18 protein-coding genes are annotated in these 23,351 nt (G+C 64.3%); 7 read left to right on the forward strand and 11 right to left on the reverse strand.

Annotation, left to right across the window (positions count from 1 at the left end; all coding sequences use genetic code 11):
- Positions 1-1,770, reverse strand: a complete 1,770-nt coding sequence (ggt, locus tag ACUY1T_RS02055) for a gamma-glutamyltransferase (RefSeq protein WP_446020051.1) — start codon at positions 1,768-1,770, stop codon at positions 1-3.
- A gap of 166 nt (positions 1,771-1,936) precedes the next feature.
- On the reverse strand, positions 1,937-4,309 hold the full coding sequence (gene ppsA / locus ACUY1T_RS02060) for a phosphoenolpyruvate synthase (RefSeq protein WP_446020053.1): 2,373 nt from the start codon (positions 4,307-4,309) through the stop codon (positions 1,937-1,939).
- A 249-nt stretch (positions 4,310-4,558) separates the two neighbouring features.
- Here ppsA and ppsR point away from each other — a divergent pair, with 249 nt between their 5' ends.
- Both ppsR and ACUY1T_RS02070 read left to right on the forward strand, forming a co-directional pair.
- The gene (gene ppsR / locus ACUY1T_RS02065; protein ID WP_446020054.1) at positions 4,559-5,392 is read left to right on the forward strand and encodes a posphoenolpyruvate synthetase regulatory kinase/phosphorylase PpsR; all 834 of its coding nucleotides are present in this window, start codon (positions 4,559-4,561) and stop codon (positions 5,390-5,392) included.
- 11 nt (positions 5,393-5,403) lie between these two features.
- Positions 5,404-6,186, forward strand: coding sequence for a DUF3750 domain-containing protein (locus tag ACUY1T_RS02070; RefSeq protein WP_446020055.1), 783 nt, complete (start codon positions 5,404-5,406; stop codon positions 6,184-6,186).
- On the opposite strand, the gene ACUY1T_RS02075 is transcribed toward ACUY1T_RS02070, so the two are convergent.
- From ACUY1T_RS02075 to ACUY1T_RS02100, 6 genes are all read right to left on the reverse strand, one after another.
- Positions 6,183-7,403 carry a CaiB/BaiF CoA transferase family protein gene (locus ACUY1T_RS02075; protein ID WP_446020056.1) on the reverse strand — a complete coding sequence of 407 codons (1,221 nt, stop codon included), beginning with the start codon at positions 7,401-7,403 and terminating at the stop codon, positions 6,183-6,185. The two genes, ACUY1T_RS02070 and ACUY1T_RS02075, sit on opposite strands and share 4 nt — an antisense overlap.
- A gap of 22 nt (positions 7,404-7,425) precedes the next feature.
- Positions 7,426-8,607 (reverse strand): acyl-CoA dehydrogenase, encoded by a 1,182-nt coding sequence (locus ACUY1T_RS02080; RefSeq protein WP_446020057.1) that lies wholly within the window; start codon positions 8,605-8,607, stop codon positions 7,426-7,428.
- A gap of 99 nt (positions 8,608-8,706) precedes the next feature.
- Complete coding sequence (locus ACUY1T_RS02085; protein WP_446020058.1) at positions 8,707-10,104, reverse strand: MATE family efflux transporter; 1,398 nt, start codon at positions 10,102-10,104, stop codon at positions 8,707-8,709.
- Positions 10,105-10,170: 66 nt separating this feature from the next.
- Positions 10,171-11,073: a 3-hydroxyisobutyrate dehydrogenase gene (gene mmsB, locus ACUY1T_RS02090; protein ID WP_446020060.1), complete on the reverse strand. Its 903-nt coding sequence runs from the start codon at positions 11,071-11,073 to the stop codon at positions 10,171-10,173.
- Between the two features lie 52 nt (positions 11,074-11,125).
- Entirely contained in the window at positions 11,126-12,280 is a 1,155-nt protein-coding gene (locus ACUY1T_RS02095; RefSeq protein ID WP_446020061.1) for an enoyl-CoA hydratase/isomerase family protein, read from the reverse strand.
- Between the two features lie 19 nt (positions 12,281-12,299).
- The gene (locus ACUY1T_RS02100) at positions 12,300-13,466 is read right to left on the reverse strand and encodes an acyl-CoA dehydrogenase family protein (RefSeq protein ID WP_446020062.1); all 1,167 of its coding nucleotides are present in this window, start codon (positions 13,464-13,466) and stop codon (positions 12,300-12,302) included.
- A 226-nt stretch (positions 13,467-13,692) separates the two neighbouring features.
- On the opposite strand from ACUY1T_RS02100, the gene ACUY1T_RS02105 reads away from it, so the two are divergent.
- Both ACUY1T_RS02105 and ACUY1T_RS02110 read left to right on the forward strand, forming a co-directional pair.
- Positions 13,693-14,133 (forward strand): MerR family transcriptional regulator, encoded by a 441-nt coding sequence (locus tag ACUY1T_RS02105; protein ID WP_446020063.1) that lies wholly within the window; start codon positions 13,693-13,695, stop codon positions 14,131-14,133.
- 98 nt (positions 14,134-14,231) lie between these two features.
- The gene (locus ACUY1T_RS02110; RefSeq protein ID WP_446020064.1) at positions 14,232-15,935 is read left to right on the forward strand and encodes an AMP-binding protein; all 1,704 of its coding nucleotides are present in this window, start codon (positions 14,232-14,234) and stop codon (positions 15,933-15,935) included.
- 74 nt (positions 15,936-16,009) lie between these two features.
- On the opposite strand, the gene gcvA is transcribed toward ACUY1T_RS02110, so the two are convergent.
- Positions 16,010-16,897, reverse strand: coding sequence for a transcriptional regulator GcvA (gene gcvA, locus ACUY1T_RS02115; protein ID WP_446020065.1), 888 nt, complete (start codon positions 16,895-16,897; stop codon positions 16,010-16,012).
- A gap of 121 nt (positions 16,898-17,018) precedes the next feature.
- On the opposite strand from gcvA, the gene amaB reads away from it, so the two are divergent.
- Both amaB and amaA read left to right on the forward strand, forming a co-directional pair.
- Positions 17,019-18,512 carry an L-piperidine-6-carboxylate dehydrogenase gene (gene amaB / locus ACUY1T_RS02120; RefSeq protein WP_446020066.1) on the forward strand — a complete coding sequence of 498 codons (1,494 nt, stop codon included), beginning with the start codon at positions 17,019-17,021 and terminating at the stop codon, positions 18,510-18,512.
- A 75-nt stretch (positions 18,513-18,587) separates the two neighbouring features.
- On the forward strand, positions 18,588-19,868 hold the full coding sequence (amaA, locus tag ACUY1T_RS02125) for an L-pipecolate oxidase (RefSeq protein ID WP_446020067.1): 1,281 nt from the start codon (positions 18,588-18,590) through the stop codon (positions 19,866-19,868).
- 67 nt (positions 19,869-19,935) lie between these two features.
- Here amaA and ACUY1T_RS02130 read toward each other — a convergent pair whose 3' ends face one another.
- The gene (locus ACUY1T_RS02130) at positions 19,936-20,418 is read right to left on the reverse strand and encodes an Lrp/AsnC family transcriptional regulator (protein ID WP_446020068.1); all 483 of its coding nucleotides are present in this window, start codon (positions 20,416-20,418) and stop codon (positions 19,936-19,938) included.
- A 282-nt stretch (positions 20,419-20,700) separates the two neighbouring features.
- Here ACUY1T_RS02130 and nhaC point away from each other — a divergent pair, with 282 nt between their 5' ends.
- The gene (gene nhaC, locus ACUY1T_RS02135; RefSeq protein WP_446020069.1) at positions 20,701-22,224 is read left to right on the forward strand and encodes a Na+/H+ antiporter NhaC; all 1,524 of its coding nucleotides are present in this window, start codon (positions 20,701-20,703) and stop codon (positions 22,222-22,224) included.
- Between the two features lie 93 nt (positions 22,225-22,317).
- Here the strand turns inward: nhaC and ACUY1T_RS02140 are convergent, their stop codons facing one another.
- Positions 22,318-23,238 carry a LysR family transcriptional regulator gene (locus tag ACUY1T_RS02140; protein ID WP_446020070.1) on the reverse strand — a complete coding sequence of 307 codons (921 nt, stop codon included), beginning with the start codon at positions 23,236-23,238 and terminating at the stop codon, positions 22,318-22,320.
- Between the last annotated feature and the right edge of the window lie 113 nt (positions 23,239-23,351).

The following is a 23,351-nucleotide window of genomic DNA, read 5'->3' on the forward strand; positions in this document are numbered from 1 at the left end:
CTAGTCGCCCATCACCACGCCTTCACGGCGCGGGTCGGCGCCGCCGTAGAACCCCTCCTCGGTACGCTGGATCGCCTGCAGGCCGCTCACCAATTCGCGTTCGCTGGCCTCGTGGCCGAGTTCATTGAGCGCCTCGAATACCTCTGCCGGGAAGCGTCCCTCCTCGAGGTAGGCCGGACCGCCGAGCGTGATGGCGTGGGGCAGGTTGAGCGCCTCCTGCGCATCCAGCCCCCAATCGAGCATGGCCACTAGCGCCTTGGCGGTGTAGTGAATGATGGCAGCGCCACCCGGCGAACCGAGGCTGGCAACCAGCTCGTCGCTCTCACGGTCGAAGACCAGTGTCGGACTCATGCTGGAGCGCGGCCGCTTGCCGGCCTCGACGCGGTTGGCAATCGGCGAGCCGTCGGTGTCCAGCGGCCGGAACGAGAAGTCGGTGAGCTCGTTGTTGAGCAGGTAACCGCCCGCTAGGCCAGTGCCGCCATCGGCCAGGATACGTGAACCGAAAGCGGCCTCGATGGTCGTGGTCATGGCCACGGCGTTGCCCTCCTCATCGATGATGCTGATGTGGCTGGTGCCGTATTCAGGCTGGTTGGGCTGAATCGCCCAGGCCGTTTCCACTTCGCCGGGATTGCCAGGCTCGGCGCCGTCGGGCCCTACACTGCGCTCACCGACGAGCTCGGCACGCTCGGCCAGGTACTCTTCATCGAGCAAGCTGTTCCAGTCGCCGCCGGGAGGATTGACGAAATCCGGATCGGCGATGAACTTGCCACGGTCGGCGAAGGCCAGCCGCGACGCCTCGAGGAAGCGGTGCAGCCATTCCGTGCTGGGCCGATCTTCTTCCATCGGCTCGTCGAGTGCCGGCAGCTGCTCCATGATGCCAAGGATCTGCATGATGGTGAGATGCCCCGAGGATGGCGGCGGGAAACCGCAAACCCGGTAATCCTGCCAGTCGGTACACAGCGGATCGCGCGCCTTCGCCACGTAGGTGGCCATGTCCTCCAGGCTGATCGCCCCGGGTCGTGCGGAGTGTCCCTGTACCCGCTGGACGAGGTTCTCGGCAATCGGTCCGGTGTGCAGCGCCTTGCTACCGTTTTCGGCAATCTTGCGCAGGATCTCGGCCAGCGCCGGGTTCTGTAGACGGTGCCCCTGGGGCAGCGGCTCGCCCTCCTCGGTGTAATAGAACTGGCTGGCAAGCGGGTCGTCACGCAGTCTCTCCTCGGCGGCGAGGCTGGCATGCAGCCGCGGGCTGACCTCGAAGCCCTCCTCTGCCAGGGTGATGGCAGGTGCGAACAGTTCCGCCCAGGGCAGCTTGCCATGCCTTTCGTGAGCCATCTCCAGCATGCGCACGGTTCCTGGCACCCCGACCGACAGCCCACTGGCCGCCGCATCCATGAACTCGAGAGGCTCGCCCTCACCATTGAGGAACAACGATTCGCTGGCGGCACGGGGGGCCATCTCGCGGCCGTCGTAGGCCTTCACCTCACTGCCATCGTAGTGCATCAGGAAAGCGCCGCCGCCAATGCCGCTCGACTGGGGTTCCACCAAGGTCAGGACCATCTGCACGGCAATGGCGGCATCCAGTGCCGAGCCTCCGGCCCTCAGAACTTGGTAGCCGGCATCGGTAGCCAGCGGATTGGCTGCCGCCACGGCAAAGCGCTCGGTAGCCCAACCGGGTTTTTCGTTATAGCCCGATGCGGCCTCCGGCTCGATAGCCGGAGCTTCGTACTGAAAGGCCACCTCGGCACTCGCCAGCAGCGGCGTGCCCAGCATGCAAACTGAAGTAACAGTAACTAACCAGCATCGGCGAAAGGAAACTGATTGGATGTCCATTAACGGGCCCCTCGGTAACTCCATGTAAGAGGTGTACAGCATAGGCGAAAAAAAGCCCGATTGACGACTCTCAATCGGGCCAGTTTGTAACTCTAAGAAAATTTAGCTACGCGAGTGTCTCCCCCGCCAGCATGAACCAGGTTTCCAGCACCGCATCGGGATTGAGCGACACGGAATCAATACCTTGCTCCATGAGCCACTTGGCGAGATCAGGATGATCGGACGGCCCCTGGCCGCAGATGCCGACATACTTGCCCTTGGCCTTGCAGGCCTGGATGGCCATGGCCAGCAGCTTCTTGACCGCCGGGTTACGCTCGTCGAACAGGTGCGCCACGATACCCGAGTCGCGATCCAGGCCCAGCGTCAGCTGGGTCAGGTCGTTGGAGCCGATCGAGAAGCCGTCGAAGTGCTCGAGGAACTCCTCGGCGAGCAGCGCATTGGCCGGCAACTCGCACATCATGATCACCTTGAGCCCGTTGTCACCGCGCTTGAGACCATTGGCGGCCATCAGCTCGACGACCTCGCGGGCCTCTTCGGTAGTACGCACGAACGGCACCATGATCTCGATGTTGTCGAACCCCATCTCGTCGCGTACGCGCTTGAGCGCCTGACACTCGAGTTCGAAGCAGGGGCGGAAGGCATCGGAAATGTAGCGCGAGGCGCCGCGGAAGCCGAGCATCGGATTCTCCTCGCCCGGCTCGTAGAGCTTGCCACCGATCAGGTTCTCGTATTCGTTCGACTTGAAGTCCGAGAGCCGCACGATTACCCGCTGCGGATGGAATGCCGCCGCCAGGGTCGAGATGCCCTCGACCAGCTTGTCGACGTAGAAGTCCACGGGGCTGGCATAGCCGGCGGTGCGCAGGTTGATGGTCTGCTGCAGGTCCAGCGGCAGGGTGTCGTACTCGAGCAGCGCCTTGGGGTGCACGCCGATCATGCGGTTGATGATGAATTCCAGGCGCGCCAGGCCGACGCCGGCATGGGGCAGGCTGGCAAAGCTGAAGGCGCGGTCGGGATTGCCGACGTTCATCATGATCTTGAACGGAATCTCGGGCATCGAGTCGACGCTGGTGACGCGACGGTCGTAGTCCAGCAGTCCTTCGTAGACATGGCCGGTATCGCCCTCGGCGCAGGAGACCGTGACGTCGCGGCCGTCCTCGAGGATCTCGGTGGCATCGCCGCAGCCCACCACGGCGGGAATGCCCAACTCGCGGGCGATGATCGCCGCATGGCAGGTGCGGCCGCCACGGTTGGTCACGATTGCCGAGGCGCGCTTCATGATCGGCTCCCAGTCAGGGTCGGTCATGTCGGTGACCAGCACGTCGCCGGCCTTGACCTTGTCCATCTCTTCCGGCGTGAAGACGATCTTCACCGCGCCGCGGCCGATACGCTGGCCGATGGCTCGTCCGGCCACCAGGGTGCGCCCCTTCTCCTTGAGGTGGAAGCGCTCGAGCTTACCGCCCTCCTGCTGGGATACCACGGTTTCCGGACGCGCCTGGACGATGTAGAGCTCACCATCGTCGCCGTCCAGGGCCCATTCGATGTCCATGGGACGCCCGTAGTGCTGCTCGATGGTGACCGCCTGACGTGCCAGTGCCATGACCTGCTCGTCGTTGATGCAGAAGCGCGCACGGTCCTTGAGCGGCACATCGACCGTATCGACCGACTTCCCGGCGCTGGCGTCGTTGCTGTAGATCATCTTGATCAGCTTGGAACCGAGGTTGCGGCGCAGCACCGCCGGCCGCCCTGCGGCCAGGGTCGGCTTGTGCACGTAGAACTCGTCGGGGTTGACCGAGCCCTGTACCACCGTCTCGCCCAGGCCCCAGGAGGCCGTCACGAACACCGCGTCGCGGTAGCCCGACTCGGTATCCAGGGTGAACATCACCCCCGAGGCGCCCGTTTCGGAGCGCACCATCTTCTGGATGCCCGCCGACAGCGCCACGTTCTCGTGGGCGTAACCGCGGTGCACGCGATAGGAGATGGCGCGGTCGTTGAACAGCGAGGCGAACACCTCGTGCACGGCCCGCTTGACGTTGTCGAAGCCCTCGATGTTGAGGAAGGTTTCCTGCTGCCCGGCGAAGGAGGCGTCGGGCAGGTCCTCGGCGGTGGCCGAGCTGCGTACCGCCGCCTTGAGGTTCGGATGCTGGCTGACCAGTTGGTCGTAGGCGCTACGCAGGTGTTCCTCGAAAGTCGGCGGCAGCGGCGTATCGATCACCCACTGGCGAATCTCGGCACCGACGCGGGCAAGCTCGGCGACGTCATCCACGTCGAGCCGCGCCAGTGCCTGGTTGATACGCTCGTTGAGGCCTTCATGGGCGAGGAACTCGCGGTAGGCGTGGGCAGTGGTGGCAAAGCCGCCAGGGACGGTGACGCCGGCTCCCGAGAGGTTGGAGATCATCTCGCCGAGCGAGGCGTTCTTGCCGCCCACACGCTCCACATCGTCCATGCCGAGTTGATCGAACCACAGGATATAGTCTTCCACGTAACCCCCTCAATGATGTCCGTTGCCTAGGCTTCAGGCGAAAAGCGCAATGCTGCCCACCTTAAACGCAAGCGGCCATATTCGCCATTGGTCTAACATCGAAGTCACTGGAGGTTTTTTACAACAATCGGCCGATTTCCCCACTTCCTGTAGTCGGGAAGGGCCGAAGGGCGCAAGTTCCGCGCCTTGCCGTCGGCGCCACCAGCCCTGACAATGGGGCTTCACCCCCGTAACGGACATGCCGACACCATGACCCGCACTGCCTTCTTCATCTCCGACGGTACCGGCATCACCGCCGAAAGCCTGGGTCGTAGCCTGCTTGCACAGTTCGAGAACCTCGAGCTGCGCATGCTCACCAAGCCCTATATCGACTCCCTCGACAAGGCACGTGCCCTGGTCGATATCATCACCGGCACCGCGGTACGCGATGGCGAAGAGCCGATCATCATCGACACCATCGTCGACGAAGCGATCCGCGAGGTGATCCGCAGCGCCCCGGGCTTCAAGATCGATATCTTCTCGACCTTCCTCAAGCCGCTGGAGAAGGAACTCGGCACCCATTCGAGCTATACCGTGGGCCGCACCCACTCCATCGGCCAGGACGAGGTCTACATGGACCGCATTCACTCGGTTCACTTCGCCCTGGACAATGACGATGGCGCCCGCACCCACCAGTACGATCAGGCCGACGTGATCCTGGTGGGTGTCTCGCGCTGCGGCAAGACGCCGACCTCGCTCTATCTCGCTCTGCAGTTCGGTATCCGCGCCGCCAACTATCCGCTCACCGAGGACGACCTCGACGAGGACGGCAGTCTCAAGCTGCCGCGAGCCCTCGCCCAGTATCGCCACAAGCTGTTCGGACTGACCATCGACCCGCGCCGGCTGGCCGCCATTCGCCATGAGCGACGCCCCAACAGCCGCTACAGTTCGCTGGACCAATGCGTCCAGGAAGTGGAGCAGGCCGAAGGGCTCTACCGTCAGATGCACATTCCCTATATCGACACCACACGCTTCTCGATCGAGGAGATATCCACCCGCATGATCGCCGAGACGGGACTGACGCGGCGCTTCTCACCGCGCTGAAGGAGCCCGCCATGCCCAAGCTGCTCGTCGGCGTGGTGATCATGATATTGCTGCTGGCCGGCGGGCCACTCTACATGTGGGGTTTCGGTGGTATCGACACACGGGGTGACTGGCGCAGCGCCGATCGCAGCAGCATGGGGTTGGCACCCGACCCGGGCCAGACCCACCAGGCGGTGGTACAAGTCTACTCGGCCCGGGCCTTCAACTGGCGCGGAATCTTTGCCGTGCATAGCTGGGTGGCCACCAAGCCGCAGGGTGCCGCGCACTATACCGTGCACCAGGTCACCGGCTGGGGGCACCCTGCCCTCTCTTCGCGTATCGGCGGCCCCGACCGCGCCTGGTTCGGCAGCCAACCCACGGTGCATACCACCCTGTGCGGCAGGGCGGCCGAGCGCGCCATCGAGCACATCGAAACCCTCCTGCCGGACTACCCCCATCGCGACCGTTATCGTGCCTGGCCAGGTCCCAACAGCAATACCTTCGTCGCCTGGCTGATCCGCGAGGTACCGGAGCTGGACGTGGCGCTACCTTCCAGCGCCATCGGCAAGGACTACCTGGGCGAAGGCATGTTCGCACCTACCCCCAGCGGCACGGGCGTACAGTTTTCGCTAGGCGGCGTGCTGGGCGCCGCTGTCGGGCTGCGGGAAGGAGTCGAACTCAATCTCGCCGGCCTGGTACTTGGCATCGACCCGGCAGCGCTCGGTATCAAGCTCCCGGGCATCGGCACCCTGGGGCTGCTCACATACGGCCAGCCACAGGGAGAGTGCTCCGCCGTGGCTGGAGCTTCAGACTAGCGGACGATGCCCTCGCGGCGCAGCCGCTCGATGTCCTCGGCGGTCAGGCCCATCTCGGCGAGTATCGCATCGCTGTCCTGGCCCAACCGGGGCGGTGCCATCTCGCTCATGGCTGGCTGGCTGTCGAAGCGCAGCGGACAGGCCACCTGGGGCACCTCGAGTTCGCCGCGCTTGAGCGTACGCCGCATGCCGCGGTGCTTCACCTGGGGGTCTTCGAAGACTTCCGCGATGGTATTGATGGGGCCGGCGGGAATACCGCGCGCCTCTAGCTCGGCCAGCCATTCGTCGCGCTTGCGGGTCAGGAAGATCGCCTGGATCAGCGGCACCAGCGTGCTGCGGTTACCCACTCGGGCGGCATTGGTGGCATAGGCGGGATCGCTGGCCCACGCGGCATGGCCCAGCAGTTCGGCCAGGCGCGAGAACTGGCTGTCGTTGCCGACGGTGAGCACCAGGTAGCCATCGGCACAGGCGAAGGCCTGGTAGGGCACGATGTTGGGATGGGCATTGCCGTGGCGTTCGGGCGAGACACCGCTGACCAGGGCGTTGAGCGCCTGATTGGCCAGCGCCGCCACCTGTACGTCGAGCAATGCCACGTCGACGTGGCGCCCTTCACCGGTACGCGCGCGCTCGTGCAGTGCCGCAAGCACGCCGATGGTGGCATAGAGTCCAGTCATCACGTCGGTGATGGCCACGCCGGTCTTCATCGGCATGCCGTCGGGCTCGCCGCCGATGCTCATCAGCCCGCCCATGGCCTGGATCATGAAGTCGTAGCCGGCGCGGTGCGCATAGGGGCCGTCCTGGCCGAAGCCGGTGATGGAACAACCGATCAGCCGTGGGTTGAGCACCTTCAGGCTGGCGTAGTCGAGGCCGTACTTGGCCAGGCCGCCGACCTTGAAGTTCTCCAGTACGATATCGGCACCCTCGGCCAGTTGGCGGATCAGCGCCTGGCCCCTATCGCTTGCGATATCCACCGCCAGCGACTGCTTGCCGCGATTGGCGCACAGGAAATAGGCCGCCACCCGCTTGAGGTCGTCGCCTACAGCCTCCAGGTCTTCGTCAAGCCACGGCGGACCCCAGCCGCGGGTATCGTCACCGCGTTCGGGATGCTCGATCTTGATCACCCGCGCCCCAAGGTCGGCGAGCAGCTGGCCGGCCCAGGGGCCGGCCAGCACGCGCGACATGTCGAGCACAGTGATGCCTTCCAGCGGCCCGCTCATACTTGCTCTCCTTGTCGCCAACTCAATTCGCGAAGGCCTGGATACCGGTCTGGGCACGCCCCAGGATCAGGGCGTGCACGTCGTGAGTGCCCTCATAGGTATTGACCGCCTCGAGGTTCATCATGTGGCGAATCACATGGTACTCGTCGGCAATGCCGTTGCCGCCGTGCATGTCGCGGGCGACGCGGGCGATGTCGAGCGCCTTGCCGCAATTGTTGCGCTTGATCAGCGAGATCGCCTCCGGCACCAGCTGGCCCGCGTCGATCATGCGGCCCACCCGCAGCGCCGCCTGCAGTCCGAGGGCGATCTCCGTCTGCATGTCGGCCAGCTTCTTCTGGATCAGCTGGTTGGCGGCCAGCGGGCGGCCGAACTGCTTGCGGTCCAGGGTGTACTGGCGCGCGGCGTGCCAGCACGCCTCGGCGGCGCCCATGCTGCCCCAGGCAATACCGTAGCGGGCACGGTTGAGGCACGAGAACGGTCCCTTGAGCCCGGTGACGCCCGGCAGGCGCTGTTCGTCGGAGACTTCCACGTCCTGCATGGCGATCTGCCCGGTAATGGAGGCACGCAGGCTGAACTTACCTTCGATCTTGGGCGCCGAGAGCCCCTTCATCCCCTTCTCGAGGATGAAGCCGTTGACCACACCCTCCTCGTTACGCGCCCAGACCACGAATACGTCGGCGATCGGCGAGTTGGTGATCCAGGTCTTGGTGCCGTTGAGCCGCCAGCCGCTATCGGTACGCACGGCGCGCGTGGACATGTTGCCCGGGTCGGAGCCGTGGTCCGGCTCGGTGAGCCCGAAGGCCCCCACCCACTCGCCGGTGGCCAGCTTGGGCAGGTACTTCTCGCGCTGGGCTTCACTGCCGAAGGCGTGGATGGGGTACATCACCAGGCTCGACTGCACGCTCATGGCGCTGCGGTAGCCGGAGTCGACGCGCTCCACTTCGCGGGCAATCAAGCCGTAGCTGACGTAGTTCATGCCGGCGCAGCCGTAGCCGTCGATGGTGGCGCCGAGCAGGCCCAATTCGCCCATCTCGTTCATGATCTCGCGGTCGAAGCGCTCGTGGCGGTTGGCCTCGAGCACGCGCGGCATCAGCTTGTCTTGGCAGTAGTCGTGGGCAGTCTGGAGGACCATGCGCTCGTCTTCGTCGAGCTGGTCGATCAGGCGGAACGGGTCTTCCCAGGTGACGGGGGTGATCTGGCTCATGGTAGCTCCTAAATAATATCTACATTTTTATAGAATGTAGACCAAAGAAGCTCCTCTGCCAACCCTTCGTCATGTTTTTTCTCAAGGGAATCGCTCGATTCACCCTTTGAGCTCTGCCTCAACGGCCCGCATGGCATCGAGCCGTCGGCGCAGGGTGCGCCACGCCACCAGCCCTACCAGCACGTTGGCCAGGAACAGGCCAATGAAGATGCCCCGGGGGCCCCCGACAATGCCACCCAGCCAGGCCAGCGGCACCGTGAGCAGGAACAGCCGGATCACCGAGAGTCGCATGGCCCGGGAGGGTTCGTGCAGGGCATTGAACGAAGACACGGCCAGAATTACCACGCCCTGAGCGCCAAGCCCCAGCGGCACCCACCACAGGAAGTGACGCAGCACCTCACCCATCTCACCGCCCGCGGTGTAGCCGGCGACGAGCCAGGGTGCGAGAAGCTGCAACATTAGCCAGACGCCTAGCTGCCACAGCAGAACGAAGACGAAGCAGCCAAAGATGGCCCGCCGCACGCGCTCGTGTTGCCCTGCCCCGACGTTCTGGCTGACCAGCGGCGGCAGCGTCATCGACAGCGCCAGCACACCGATCTGGGCAATGGCCTCGATACGCGTGCCGACACCATAGCCTGCCACCGCATGATGGCCATGACCGGCGACGATGCGTGTCACCAGCGCCAAGGCCAGGGGTGTGAATACGCTGGTGATCGCTGCCGGCACGGCAATCCGCGACAGCTCGCGCCAAGAGGCGATCAGGCCACCCGGCGTAAGTCGGCGCAGGTCGAGGCAGTCGCGCAGCTCGCGCTGCCAGAACAGCGCCGCGGTCATGGCCGCCCAGCTCAGTACCGTGGCCAGGGCCGCGCCCTGCACGCCTAGCGCCGGGAATGGCCCTGCACCGAAGATCAGCAGCCAATCGAGCAGCCCATTGAGCAGCGCGGCCAGTGCCATCATCAACCCGGGGATGAGCGTATTGCCCTGGGCGCGCAGCACGCTGTTGAGTACGCGCGGCACGATCACCACCGCCGCGCCCAGGTACCAGATGCCCATGTAGTCATGGATGTGCGGCATCAGCTCTGCATCGGCCCCGAGCAGCCGGAATAGCGGCTCGAGCGTGGCCAGGCCAAGCACGCTCAGCAGCACGCCAACCGCCAGCGCCAACAGCGCGGCATCGGTGGCACGCCGCCGCACGGTCTCGATATCGCCCTGGCCCAGGCGCCGGGCCACCACCGCCGAGGTGCCGATGCCCAGGCCAATGGCTAGGCTGATCACCGCGAACACCACCGGGAAGGTGAACGACACCGCCGCCAGCGGTGCCGGCCCCAGCCTGGCGATGAACCAGGTATCCACCAGGTTGAAGCTCATCATGGCGATCATGCCGCCCACCACGGGCAGGCACTTGCGCAACAGGGTCAGGGCGATGGGGCCTTCGAGCAGTTCACGGCGCATGGGGCGTCGCGAACTGCCTTCAGCCGAGGAAGGGGACGTTGACATGGGACCTCGAAACGAGAAACGGGCACCCGATTGTGCCCGTTTCACGCCAACCTGCCAAAAGCGGGTTCAGCTCTTCTCGCCGGCCCGATAGAGCTTCTGAATACTGGAAAAATCCAGCCCGCCGTTGCCCTGTGCCGAATGCAAGGCGAACAGGTTGCGTGCCTGTGAGCCCATCGGCACCGTGGCCTTGCAGCCCAGCGCCAGCTCCCAGGCCAGCCCCAGGTCCTTGGCCATCAGGTCGGTCAGGAACCCGCCCTGGTAGTCGCGGGAGGCGGCAGAACCCTCCATCACGCCAGGCCAAGGGTTGTAGACGTTGAGCGCCCAGTTGCCGCCGCTGCTCTGCTTCATGATCTCGGAGAGCACGGCCGGGTCGAGGCCGTTCTTGACGCCCAGTGCCAACGCCTCGGCGGTACCGCTCATGAGGATGCCGAGCAGCATGTTGTTGCAGATCTTGGCCACCTGGCCGGCGCCGATCTCCCCGGCGTGGAAAATATTCTTGCCCATGCCCTCGAGCACTGGCCTGGCCTGCTCGAAGCCGGCCTGGCTGCCGCCGACGATGAAGGTCAGGGTACCGGCCTGGGCTCCGCCCACGCCGCCGGAGACCGGCGCATCGAGGTATGTCAGGCCGCGCTCGGTGGCAGCGGCGCCCACGACGCGGGCATCCTCCGGCGAGATGGTGGAGGCGTCGATGACCAGCGGCTTGCCTTCCAAGGCATCGAACAGCCCCGGCGAATCCTCGCGGCCGAGATAGAGGCGACGCACGTGCTGGCCGGCCGGCAGCATGGAGATGACAACCTCGGCCCCGCCAGCCGCGCTCTGGGCGCTGGCGCAAGCGTGGGCTCCGGCTTCCTCGAGCCGCTTCATGGCGGCATCGACCAGGTCGAAGACGCTGACCTCATGGCCGGCCTTGACCAGATTGTGGGCCATCGGGGCGCCCATGTTGCCAAGGCCGATGAAGGCGATTTTCATGTGAGCTGCTCCTGATTGTCGTTATCGAAGGTGAGTGATTGGAGTAACGCGTTCAGTGAATTCGCTTGCCACTGCCGAGGTCCCGCAACGGGTGCTCCTCCTCGCTCCAAAGGGGCACCAACAGCGCCTGCAGGTCCGCCTCGGGTACGCTCGCCACGCTCTCGTGCAGCCACTTGGGATTCTTGTCCTTGTCGATAAGCAGCGCACGCACGCCTTCGGCGATATCGCCCTGGCGGCAGCACTGCACCGAGAGGTTGAGTTCATCGCGAAAGGCATCGGCCAGTCCAGTATTGCGGTGCCGCTCGAGCATGCGCCAGACCAGATGGGCACTCAGCGGACTGCCGGCCTCGAGCCTCTTGCGGTTGGCGGCAAGCCACGCATGGTCGGTATCGTCTTGCAGTATACGCTTCACTGCTGCGGGGGCATCGATCTGACCGCTGAGGGCTTGAATATGATCGAGCAGCGGCCAGACCTGGGCAGCTGGTGCCTGCGAGCGGTCTTCGAGTTCGTCGAGGACACGCTGCACGCCGGCCTGGAGATCGCGCGGGCTACGCGAGCCGTAGTCGGCTTCGCCGAGGGCTTCGAGCAGCGCACCGCGGCGCTCGCGCGGTATGAAGTGGTCGGCCAGCCCCAGGTCCAGCGCATCGCGGGCGTTGAGCTGGGCGCCGGTGATGCCCAGATAGGCCCCCACCCCTGGCGGCATGCGATTGAGGAACCAGCTGGCGCCGATGTCCGGGTAGAGGCCGATGGTGATCTCGGGCATGGCGATCAGCGTGGTTTCCGTTGCCAAGCGCCGCGAGGCACCCGCCATCAGGCCCAGGCCGCCGCCCATGACGATGCCGTCACCCCACACCAGGACCGGCTTGGGGTAGGTGTGGATGCGGTAGTCGAGGCGATATTCCGTGGTGAAGTAGGTTTCGGCGAAGAGGCTGTCGCGGCCGGCACCGCGATTGTCGCCCTCTTCGGTCATCGAGCGGTACAGCGCCACCACGTCGCCACCGGCGCAGAAGGCCTTCTCACCCGCCCCCTCCAGCCACACCGCGACGATACTGCGATCCACTGCCCAGGCCTCGAGCTTGGCATCCAACTGTCGCGCCATGTCCAGCGTCAGCGCATTGAGCGACTTCGGCGAGTTGAGGGTGGCGACACCAATTCTCCCCCCACCACGGGTCGGCAACTCGTCGAAGATGACCGCAAGATCCGTCATGCCAGTAGTCTCCTCATGCTTATTGCAGCGCTTCGATCACGCCGTCCGCCAGCAGGCGGCGGGCCACGATCACGCGCATGATCTCGTTGGTACCCTCGAGAATCTGGTGCACGCGGGTATCGCGCACCATGCGCTCCAGGGGAAACTCCCTCAAGTAACCATATCCGCCATGCAGCTGCAGCGCCTCGTTGCAGACGTTGAAGCCCATGTCGGTGGCAAAGCGCTTGGCCATGGCACAGTAGGCGGTGGCTTCCGGGTCGCCCTGGTCGAGCCGCCAGGCGGCATGGCGCACCATCAGCCGCGCCGCGGTGAGTTCGGTGGCCATGTCGGCCAGCTTGAACTGCAATGCCTGGAAATGCGCCAGCTCGCGGCCGAACTGCTTGCGCTCCTGCAGATAGTTGCGCGACAGGGTCAGGGCGTGCTGGGCCGCCCCCAACGAACAGCTGGCGATGTTCAGGCGGCCACCATCGAGCCCCTTCATGGCCAGCTTGAAGCCTTCGCCCTCCTCGCCCAGGCGGTTGCCGACCGGCACGCGCACCCCATCGAAGCTGACCAGCCGCGTGGGCTGGCTCTTCCAGCCCATCTTTTCCTCGTTCTTGCCGTACTCGATGCCCGCGGCATCCGCCGGCACCAGGATCGCCGACACCCCACCGGCACCGCTGTCGGGTGCTCCGGTACGCGCCATGACCACCAGTACGTCATTGGCGCCAGCGCCGGAAATGAACATCTTGGAGCCGCTGATGACATACTCGTCACCCTCGCGCACGGCCTTGGTGCGCAGGCTGGCCGCGTCGGACCCGGAACCGGGCTCGGTCAGGCAGTAGCAACCCAGGCACTCACCGCTGATCAGCCGCTCGACCCAGGTCTCGCGTAGTGCCTCGTTACCCCAACTGGCCACCATCCAGGCCACCATGTTGTGGATGGTAAGATAGGCCGTCGTCGAGATGCAGCCTTGGGAAAGCTGCTCGAAGATCAGCGAGGCATCCAGGCGCGACAGCCCCAGGCCGCCACGCTCTTCGGGAATGTAGATGCCGAGAAAGCCCGCCTCACCGGCCCGGCGGATGACATCGACGGGAAAGTGAGAAGCGGCATCCCATTCGGCAGCGTGGTCGGCCAATTCCACCCGCGAAAAATCCGCGGCGGCCTGAACGAGCGCCTTCTGGTCATCGGTTAGGGAGAAATCCATTGCGGTGTCCTCTACGTGTTGGGCGGACCATTCGTCCAGCAGGAGCTGGCTGGCATGGCCATCGAAGCCGGGACTCAACGCCAACCAACCTAGCACTTGCTAGGTTTTATCGCATACATCCCTTGGTCGACAACCACTTTACGTTAACGTCAACGTCGTCTAGTGTTGCGGTTATGTGGAGGGACACCGCATGACGGCCCCGTCCAACTCACAGGAAACGAATGTAATGAGCACATCCAAAGCGGAAGCCTCTCCCCCGGTCAACGGCAGCCTGCCGCGGCATCGGCGTACCTATTCCATAGGCGAGTTGGCCCGGATGTTCGAGGTGACGCCGCGCACCATCCGTTTCTATGAGCAGGAAGGGTTGCTGGCGCCGGAGCGTCGTGGCCAGACACGTATCTACCATGAGAAGGATCGTGTCCGCCTCAAGCTGACCCTGCGCGGCAAGCGCCTGGGCTTCTCGCTCGCCGAGATCCGCGAGGTCATCGAGATGTACGACGCCATGCCCGACGGCAACGCGCGCCAGCTCAAGCGCCTGTTGGAAATCCTCGCCGACAAGCGCAGCAACATGGAACGCCAGCTGGAGGACATTCGCCTGATGCAGCGCGAACTCGATGACGTGGAGATGCGCGCGCGGGAAGTGCTCGAGCGTCTCGACCAGCACTGACCGAAACGGCGCCGTGCCCCTTGCCACACCGCACGAAGTGGTGGGCATTCCACTGGCAATCGTCCACCGCAAACTGCCACAACAAGACGGGTAACACGATGACACGCCAAGCACTTCAAACACGCGCCCCGAACAGTTACGTCAGCGGCATCAGCGACACGCCGCTGAAGGGGCAAACCATTGGCGATTGCTTCGACGATACGGTGGCGCGCTTTGCCGACGGCGAAGCCCTGCTGAGCCTGCACCAGGGCCTGCGCTACACCTGGAAGGAGCTGCAGCAGGCGGTCAACCAAGCGGCCCGTGCCATGCTCGCTCTGGGCGTGCAGAAGGGGGATCGGGTGGGCATCTGGTCGCCCAACTGCGCCGAGTGGGCCATCACCCAGTTCGCCACCGCCAAGATCGGCGCCATCCTGGTCAACATCAACCCCAGCTACCGTACTCACGAGCTGGAGTACGCCCTCAAGCAGTCCGGCACCTCGACGCTGATCCTGCAGGGCCGATTCAAGACCTCCGACTACGTAGCCACCCTCGCCGAGCTGGCGCCCGAGCTGCGCGACGACGCACCTGACAATTTTTCTGCCGCCAAGCTTCCCGAACTCAAGCGCGTGGTGTGCCTCGACGCCGGCCTTGCGCTGAGCGGCATGTACAGTTGGCAGAGCATGCTGGCCCACGCCGACGAAGTCTCGGAGGAGCAGTTGGCCGAGATCCAGGCCACGTTGCAGTTCGACGAGCCGATCAACATCCAGTACACCTCGGGCACTACCGGGGCACCCAAGGGGGCAACCCTCTCCCACCACAATATTCTCAACAACGGCTTCTTCGTCGCCCGCACCATGGGCTTTACCGAAAAGGATCGCCTGGTGATCCCGGTGCCGCTCTACCACTGCTTCGGCATGGTGATGGGCAACCTGGGCTGCATGACCCACGGCGCCACCATGATCTACCCCGGCGACGGCTTCGAGCCGGAAGCCACGCTCAAGGCCGTTTCCGATGAAAAAGCCACGGCGCTTTACGGCGTACCGACCATGTTCATCGCCGAGCTGGAGCACCCCAACTTCGCCCAGTACGACCTCTCCACCCTGCGCACCGGCATCATGGCGGGCTCGATCTGCCCCATCGAGGTGATGCGCAAGGTCATCGAAAAGATGCACATGGAGGACGTTACCATCTGCTACGGCATGACCGAGACCAGCCCGGTGAGTTTCCAGACCCAGATCGACGCCCCGCTGGAGAAGCGGGTGACCACGGTGGGCACCATCCACCCTCACCTGGAGGTCAAGCTGGTCAACCCCGAAACCGGCGCCGTGGTGCCACGCGGCGAAACGGGCGAGCTGTGCACCCGCGGCTACAGTGTGATGCTCGGCTACTGGAACAACGAGGAGGCCACCGCCAAGTCCATCGACGACGCCGGCTGGATGCATACCGGCGATCTCGCCACCATGGACGAGGAAGGCTATGTGGCCATCGTCGGCCGCATCAAGGACATGATCATCCGCGGCGGCGAGAACATCTATCCGCGAGAGATCGAGGATTTCCTCTACACCCATCCGGCCATTTCCGACGTGCAGGTGATCGGCGTGCCCGACGAGAAGTACGGCGAGGAAGTCATGGCCTGGGTCAAGCTGGCGGACGGGCAGCAGCTCAACGCCGACGAACTCAAGGAATTCTGCAAGGGCAAGATCGCTCACTACAAGATTCCGCGCTACGTGAAATTCGTCGACGAGTTCCCGATGACCGTCACCGGCAAGATCCAGAAGTTCAAGATGCGCGAGGAAGCCACCCACGAGCTGGGCCTGGCCTGAACACGTAGCGACTCCACACCTGCCTGACCGTCACCGCGCCCCTGCTCCGCCAGGGGCGCTTCCCGTTTACGGCTTCAAGCAATGCGCTCTCCGATCCAGTCGATGAAGGCCCGCACCTTGTAGAGATCGGCCATGTGCTCGGGATAGGCCATATAGTAGGCATCCCGGCTCTTCAGGCTGAAGGACCAGGGAACCACCAGCTTGCCCTCGTCGATCTCCTCCTGGGCGAGGAAGCGCGGCACCAATGCCACGCCGCAACCGGCCTGTGCCGCCCGCAGCGCCATATAAAAGGTATCGAAGCGCGGCCCATGGTAGCTGTGCTCGGTGTACTGGTCCTGGGCATCGAACCAGTCGTGCCAGGCTTCCGGCCGGGTGGCGCTCTGCAACAGCACCAGCTTGGTCAGGGCCAAGGGCTCGCCCACGCTCATCCCCTCCAGCGCCTGCGGCGAGCAGACCGGCACGATTTCCTCGTCGAGCAGCTTGATGCACTCAGCCTTGGGCCAGGCCCCATGGCCGAAGAAGAACGCCACCTCTACCCGTTCCTGCTGCATGTCGAACGGCTCGACGCGATTGCTGATGTTGAGGTTGATGTTCGGATGCCGAAAGCGGAAGCCGTTGAGCCGCGGTATCAGCCAGCGCGCCCCGAAGGTGGGTAGGGTCGCGACATTGAGCACGTCGGCCTCACCGCCATAGGACTGCATGTAGCGCGTCGACATCTCCACCTGGGCGAGGATCTTGCGCGCCTCGCTCAGGTAGATCGCCCCTTCGGGTGTGAGATGCAGGCGTCGGCGGATCCGCCGGAACAGCGGGTGCTTCAGGATCGATTCCAACTGGGCGACCTGCTTGCTCACGGCGCTCTGGGTCAGACTCAGCTCGTCCGCCGCACGGGTGAAGCTCAAATGACGGGCCGCTGCTTCGAAACATTGCAGCCCGGCCAGTGAAGGGAGGTGTCGTCGACTCATGTAGCCTACACAGCATGAAATTAAGGAATGATATATGTCGTAATCATCGCTTGTTGCCGCTTGCCGACGCTAGCAATACTTGGTGCCATGACATTCATTGATGATAACGATAGGAGAAAGAATGATCGAATCCCTGATGCAACGTCTCGGCGTGGCGCCCGAACAGTACCAGCACGGTGAGATCGTGGTCTCCACTCCCATCGATGGCAGCGAAATCGGTCGCGTGCGCATCGCTACCCCCGATGAAGTCGACACGGCCATCGCCAACGCCCAGCAGGCCTTCGAGGCCTGGCGTCAGGTGCCCGCCCCGCGCCGCGGCGAACTGGTGCGCCTGTTCGGCGAACAGCTGCGCCGTCACAAGGAGGACCTTGGCGCCCTGGTGACCTGGGAGTGCGGCAAGATCCTCCAGGAGGGGCTCGGCGAGGTGCAGGAGATGATCGATATCTGCGACCTGGCCGTGGGTCAGTCGCGCCAGCTCTACGGTCTCACCATCGCCTCCGAGCGACCCGGCCACCACATGCGCGAGAGCTGGCACCCACTCGGCCCGGTGGGGCTGATCACCGCCTTCAACTTTCCGGTCGCACCCTGGGCCTGGAATGCGGCGCTGGCGCTGGTATGCGGCGACAGTCTGCTGTGGAAACCCTCCGAAAAGACGCCGCTCACGGCCCTTGCCTGCCAGGCGCTGCTCGAGCGCGCCATGGCCGAGTTCGGCGACGATGCGCCGCAGCACCTCAGCCAGGTGATCACCGGCGAGCGTGCCGCCGGCGAACAGCTGACCGACGATCCTCGGGTGCCCCTGATCAGCGCCACCGGCAGCACCCGCATGGGCCGCGAGGTAGGTCCACGCGTCGCCTCTCGCTTCGGCCGCAGCATTCTCGAACTGGGCGGCAACAACGCCATGATCCTGACGCCCAGCGCCGATCTGGACATGGCCGTGCGCGCCATTCTCTTCTCGGCGGTGGGTACCGCCGGCCAGCGCTGTACCACCCTGCGCCGCCTGGTCGTGCATCGCTCCATCAAGGAGGATGTCGTGGCCCGCCTCAAGCAGGCCTATGCCGGCATCAGCATTGGCGACCCGTTGGAGGGCAATCTGATCGGTCCGCTGATCGACCGCCAGGCCTTCGACACCATGCAGCAGGTGCTGACCCAGGCCCGCGAACAGGGTGCCACGGTATTCGGCGGTCAGCGCCAGCTCGCCGAGCAGTACCCTGAGGGTTACTACGTAGCGCCGGCCATCGTCGAAGTCGACGGCCAGAGTGACTTGGTGCGGCACGAAACCTTCGCGCCGATTCTCTACGTCATCGGCTACGAAGAACTCGGTGAGGCCATCGCGCTGAACAATGACGTGCCCCAGGGACTCTCTTCCTGCATCTTCACCACCGACGTGCGTGAAGCCGAGACCTTCGTCTCCGCGGTGGGCAGCGATTGCGGTATCGCCAACGTCAACATCGGCCCCAGCGGGGCGGAGATTGGCGGCGCCTTCGGTGGCGAGAAGGAAACCGGCGGCGGCCGCGAATCGGGCTCCGACGTGTGGAAGAGCTACATGCGTCGCCAGACCAACACCGTGAACTACTCCCGGGAGCTCCCCCTCGCCCAGGGCATCAAGTTCGATTGACCGATGCAGCGTCACCCGGCCTCGGCGCAGCGGCTCGCCGAGGCCTTCCCAACCGCTCCAAGTACGGGAGGCACCATGAAGGAACGCTGTCTCTGGCACGATACCTCACCGGAGCCGTCCCTCGGCCTGAGCAAGCTGCAGGGCGATCACACTACCGATGTGCTGGTGATCGGTGGTGGCATCACCGGGCTCAGCACCGCCCTGCACCTGGCCGAGGCCGGCGTCAGCGTGACCCTGATCGAGTCGGGCGACGTGCCCAGTGGCGCTTCGGGGCGCAACGTCGGGCTGGTCAACGCGGGCTTGTGGATCCCGCCGGATGACATCCTCGAGGTGCTTGGCGAGGAGGTCGGCGAGCGTGCCAACACGATCCTCGGCGGCGCGCCAGCGGTCGTCTTCTCGCTGATCGAGCGGCATGGAATCGAATGCCAGGCGACCCGCACCGGCACGTTGCATCTGGCCCACAATGGCAAAGGCGGTCAGGAGCTGGCACGCCGCGCGGAACAGCTTCAGCGACGCGGCGCCCCGGTGGAACTGCTCGAGGCAGATGACTGCCAGCGGCTCGTAGGCACCCAGCGCATCCGCCGTGCCCTCCTCGACTACCGAGCCGGCACGCTGAATCCCACCGCCTATACCCGCGGCCTGGCGCGTGCCGCCAAGGCAGCCGGCGCACGCCTCTACACATACAGCGCCGCCACCGGGGTCAGCCGAGCAGGTGAAGATTGGTGGGTCACCAGCACCCATGGCAGCGTCAAGGCCCGCCGCCTGGTACTTGCGACCAACGCCTACACCGAGGATCGCTGGAACGATATCCGCCACCACTTCTTTCCCGGCTATTTTTTCCAGGTCGCCTCCCGGCCGCTACCCGAGGAACTAGCCGGCGACATCCTGCCCGAGCGCCAGGGCGCCTGGGACACCCGCATGGTACTGAGCAGCATGCGCCGCGACGCCGAGGGCCGCTTGATCCTCGGCAGCCTGGGCAAGGGAGACGGCAAGCCCGCCGCCTTCCTGCGCTGCTGGGCCAATCGCATCCAGCGCCACTATTTCCCCCAGTTGGGAAACGTCGAGTGGGAGTGTAGCTGGAGCGGGCGAATCGGTTTCACGCCCGACCATACGCTGCGCCTTTTCGAACTCGCCCCTGGCGTCTTGGGAGTCTCGGGGTACAACGGTCGCGGCATCACCACCGGCACCGTGGTGGGCAAGGGCTTTGCCCAGTACCTGATCACCGGGGATGACGACGCCCTGCCTCTGCCGATCCGCTCCCCCAAGCCGATACGCGCCAGATCGCTGCGCAGTTCCAGTTACGAAGGAGGTTTTACGCTCTACCACACCGGGCAGTGCCTGCGGGTACTGATCTAAGTGGGACACTGCCTCTGGCGAGACACCGGAAAGAGACCGAGCCAGCCGGTGCTCGCACTTCTACCGCTCAAGGAAAGACGTCGATGGGAACCGGCACCGTGACTTCATCCTTGACGAGTTCCATCACCACGAAGGAGTGCGTCTGATGAACATTCGGCAACCGGCCAATCTGCTGCACGAGTACGGCGCGGTAATGAGTGATGTCGTGGGTTCTCACTTTGAGCAAGTAGTCGAAATTCCCTGCCACCATGTAGCAGCCCTGCACTTCGGGGATGAGGCGCACGGCTTCGTTGAAACGGTCCAGGGCGTCTTCGCTGGTCTTTTCCATCGTCACCAGCACCACCAGCACGTGGCCCGCCCCCAACTGCTCAGGATCGAGGTCGGCACGGTAGCCGCGGATGATGCCGGCCTGCTCGAGCCGGCGAACCCGCTGTGCACACGGCGTCTTGGTCAGATTGACCCGGCTGGCAAGCTCCACGATGGAAAGACGCCCGTTCTCCTGCAGCTGGTTCAGGATCCGACGGTCTATGCGGTCCAGCTTAGTAGCCATATTACCTACTCATATTTGTTTTTAAGGACAAAGGTAAAACAATTTAGCGTTATTTGGAGCCAATTCCTATCGAAAATGGCCAACAATTAGCCCTGATGGACGGTACTCGAGATAACAAGACGACAACGAACCGAGGAGGTGAGCCCAAGACGACTTCAGGAGCGAACCCAGTGATCGGCCCAGCCGCCTGCCCATGGCGATGAGGGTTGGGAATCTGCGTAGTGCTTATCGATTAATAAGCAAACCAAGAACAACGCACATTTGTCCCAAGGTAAAGTTAATATGAAAAGTTCAACGCCCATCCAGTACCAGCAGCCAAGTTTGGCGCTGGCTCTGACTCCCGTCGTTCTGACACTGCTGGTACTGGCAGTGCAGCTGTTCTACTTCGGCGATTTCACGCCCCATATCCCCCTGGCCATCGGCCTGGCCATCACGGCGCTGGTAGGCGTCAAGCTCGGCTTTCGCTGGAAACAGATCGAAGAAGGCATCTTCCACGTCATCCACGTGTCGCTGCCCTCCGTCTCCGTGCTGATCTGCGTCGGCATGATCATCGGCGTATGGATCGCCAGCGGCACCGTGCCGACCCTGATCTACTACGGCCTGACGATCCTTTCGCCGACCATCTTCCTGGCCGCAGCCATGCTGTTGTGCTCGATCGTCTCGCTGGCACTGGGTACTTCCTGGGGCACCGTCGGCACGGTCGGCCTGGCCCTGATGGGCATCGGCGCCGGCTTCGACATTCCGATGTACTGGACCGCCGGCGCGGTGGTCTCGGGCGCCTTCTTCGGCGACAAGGTCTCGCCGCTGTCGGATACCACCAACCTCGCCCCGGCGGTCACCGGCACCGATATCTTCTCGCATATCAAGAACATGATGCCGACGACGGTCCCGGCCATGCTGATTGCCTTCGCCATCTATCTCGGTGCCGGCTTCGCCCTGATCGACGACAACTCCGCCTCCTTCGAGCGGATCGACGCCATCACCTCGGCACTGCAGGCGAACTTCACCATCTCCGCCTGGCTGCTGCTGCCGGCGGTGCTGGTCATCGTGCTGGCGGTCAAGCGCATGCCGCCCATCCCGTCACTGTTCGCCGGAGCCCTGGCCGGTGCGATCACCGCCATGCTCGTGCAAGGGGTCGGCGTGCATGACGTGCTGACCTATGCCAACAGCGGTTACTCGATCGATACCGGCATCGCGGCCATGGACAGCCTGCTCAACCGCGGCGGCATCCAGTCGATGATGTGGACCATCTCGCTGGTGCTCATCGCGCTGGGCTTTGGCGGTGCGCTGGAGAAGACCGGCTGCCTGGAGGCGATCATCCGCGCCATCATGACCAAGGTGCGTAGCTTCGCCGGACTGCAGACATCGGCCGTACTGACCTCGGTTTCCACCAACCTGGTCGCCGGCGACCCCTACCTTTCGATCGCCCTGCCCGGCCGCATGTATGCCCCCACCTACCGTGGCATGGGCTATTCGACTCTGAACCTGTCGCGCGCCATCGAGGAAGGCGGCACGCTCATCTCGCCCCTGATTCCCTGGAACGCCGGCGGTGCCTTCGTGATCAGCGCCCTGGCCCTCGGTATCGCCGATGGCAACGTCGAGAACCTGCTCTACATCCCGCTGGCCTTCGCCTGCTGGCTGTCGCCGGTAATCGGCCTGATCTATGCGCAGGCCGGCCTGTTCTCACCGCGGGCCACCGAGGAAGAGCGCCAGCTCTGGCAGGAACAGGGCGAGGCCATCGCGACCGACCTGGGCGCCGCTGGCGAGGCTTCCGCAAGCACCGCCCCAGCGCCACGGGCAAGTTGAGTCAGCGCCCCGGCGTCGACCGGGGCCATGCCAAAAACCCAGCAGGCCATGCCTGCTGGGTTTCACGTCGATTGCCATCACACTCTGCCACCTTCACTCACCGACCATGTGGCGGAGTTCCTCGAGGTAGGTTTCCAGCACCAGGTTGGGCGGCGCTCCCTTGCGAGTGATGGCGCTGTAGTGGGTGAGGTAGTGCCAGCGCTCTGGGTTCAGGGCGCGCATCCTGCCACTGCCCACCCAGCGCTCGGCATAGTGGGTCGGCAGGTAGCCGATATAGCGATTGGAGAGAATGAGAAAGGCGATGCCCTCCCGGTCCGTCGCCGAGGCAGCGGCCCTGAGCGGCTCATGCAATGCCTTGACCTCCGCCGTCTGGGCATAAGCGGGCACCACGGCGTCGCAGTTCGCCAGTTGCCGCTCGGTCACTGCTTCGCTATCGAACAGGGGATGCTCGGAGGCGCAGTAGAGCTGCGAGGTCTCCGCATACAGCGAGAGATAATCAAGCCCCGGCAAGGTCTTGAGCGCCGGGATCACCCCGGTATGCAGGCGGCCGTCCAGTACGGCCAGCTCGATGTCGCTGGGTGGAATCATGCGGATGTTGATGCGCACGTCCGGGCCGCGCTCCTTGAGCGCACTGAGGGCATTGGTGATGTGCATCTGGGGCATGGTCACCAGGTTGTCGGTGATGCCGATGTTGAGTTCGCCCTTGAGCCAGGCATGCAAGCCATTGACCCGGGTGCGAAACCCCTCCACCGCGGCCAGCAGCTGCATGGTGGCTTCATAGACCTCCGCGCCCTCGTCGGTCAGCGAGAAGCCACTACGCCCACGCTGACATAGCCGCAGGCCGAGCCGCGTCTCGAGATCGTTCATCGCCATGCTGATGGCGGCCCGACTGATGTTCAGCTCCACTTCGGCGGCGGAAAAGCCGCCGCATTCGACCACCTTGCGGTAGATCTTCAGCAGGCGCAGATCGGCATCGCTGGGCTGGGCCGACAGGGCCTCCTTGCGGCGTGACATGGCGTTTCCCTTCCTTCATGACGTTCGGCTTCGAGAGTATCGCCGCCGGGGAAGAAAGTTAAGCAATGGCTTGCATGAAATTAAAAACATCTGGATTTAACTTAGCACCGACC

The organism is Billgrantia sp. Q4P2 (assembly GCF_052806135.1).

Excerpts from the sequence above, each read along its gene's own strand:
- ggt (WP_446020051.1), bottom strand. The coding sequence starts at position 1,770 with ATGCTGGGCACGCCGCTGCTGGCGAGTGCCGAGGTGGCCTTTCAGTAC.
- ppsR (WP_446020054.1), top strand. The coding sequence starts at position 4,559 with ATGACCCGCACTGCCTTCTTCATCTCCGACGGTACCGGCATCACCGCC.
- ACUY1T_RS02070 (WP_446020055.1), top strand. The coding sequence starts at position 5,404 with ATGCCCAAGCTGCTCGTCGGCGTGGTGATCATGATATTGCTGCTGGCC.
- ACUY1T_RS02075 (WP_446020056.1), bottom strand. The coding sequence starts at position 7,403 with ATGAGCGGGCCGCTGGAAGGCATCACTGTGCTCGACATGTCGCGCGTG.
- ACUY1T_RS02080 (WP_446020057.1), bottom strand. The coding sequence starts at position 8,607 with ATGAGCCAGATCACCCCCGTCACCTGGGAAGACCCGTTCCGCCTGATC.
- ACUY1T_RS02085 (WP_446020058.1), bottom strand. The coding sequence starts at position 10,104 with ATGTCAACGTCCCCTTCCTCGGCTGAAGGCAGTTCGCGACGCCCCATG.
- mmsB (WP_446020060.1), bottom strand. The coding sequence starts at position 11,073 with ATGAAAATCGCCTTCATCGGCCTTGGCAACATGGGCGCCCCGATGGCC.
- ACUY1T_RS02095 (WP_446020061.1), bottom strand. The coding sequence starts at position 12,280 with ATGACGGATCTTGCGGTCATCTTCGACGAGTTGCCGACCCGTGGTGGG.
- ACUY1T_RS02100 (WP_446020062.1), bottom strand. The coding sequence starts at position 13,466 with ATGGATTTCTCCCTAACCGATGACCAGAAGGCGCTCGTTCAGGCCGCC.
- ACUY1T_RS02105 (WP_446020063.1), top strand. The coding sequence starts at position 13,693 with ATGAGCACATCCAAAGCGGAAGCCTCTCCCCCGGTCAACGGCAGCCTG.
- ACUY1T_RS02110 (WP_446020064.1), top strand. The coding sequence starts at position 14,232 with ATGACACGCCAAGCACTTCAAACACGCGCCCCGAACAGTTACGTCAGC.
- gcvA (WP_446020065.1), bottom strand. The coding sequence starts at position 16,897 with ATGAGTCGACGACACCTCCCTTCACTGGCCGGGCTGCAATGTTTCGAA.
- amaB (WP_446020066.1), top strand. The coding sequence starts at position 17,019 with ATGATCGAATCCCTGATGCAACGTCTCGGCGTGGCGCCCGAACAGTAC.
- amaA (WP_446020067.1), top strand. The coding sequence starts at position 18,588 with ATGAAGGAACGCTGTCTCTGGCACGATACCTCACCGGAGCCGTCCCTC.
- ACUY1T_RS02130 (WP_446020068.1), bottom strand. The coding sequence starts at position 20,418 with ATGGCTACTAAGCTGGACCGCATAGACCGTCGGATCCTGAACCAGCTG.
- nhaC (WP_446020069.1), top strand. The coding sequence starts at position 20,701 with ATGAAAAGTTCAACGCCCATCCAGTACCAGCAGCCAAGTTTGGCGCTG.
- ACUY1T_RS02140 (WP_446020070.1), bottom strand. The coding sequence starts at position 23,238 with ATGTCACGCCGCAAGGAGGCCCTGTCGGCCCAGCCCAGCGATGCCGAT.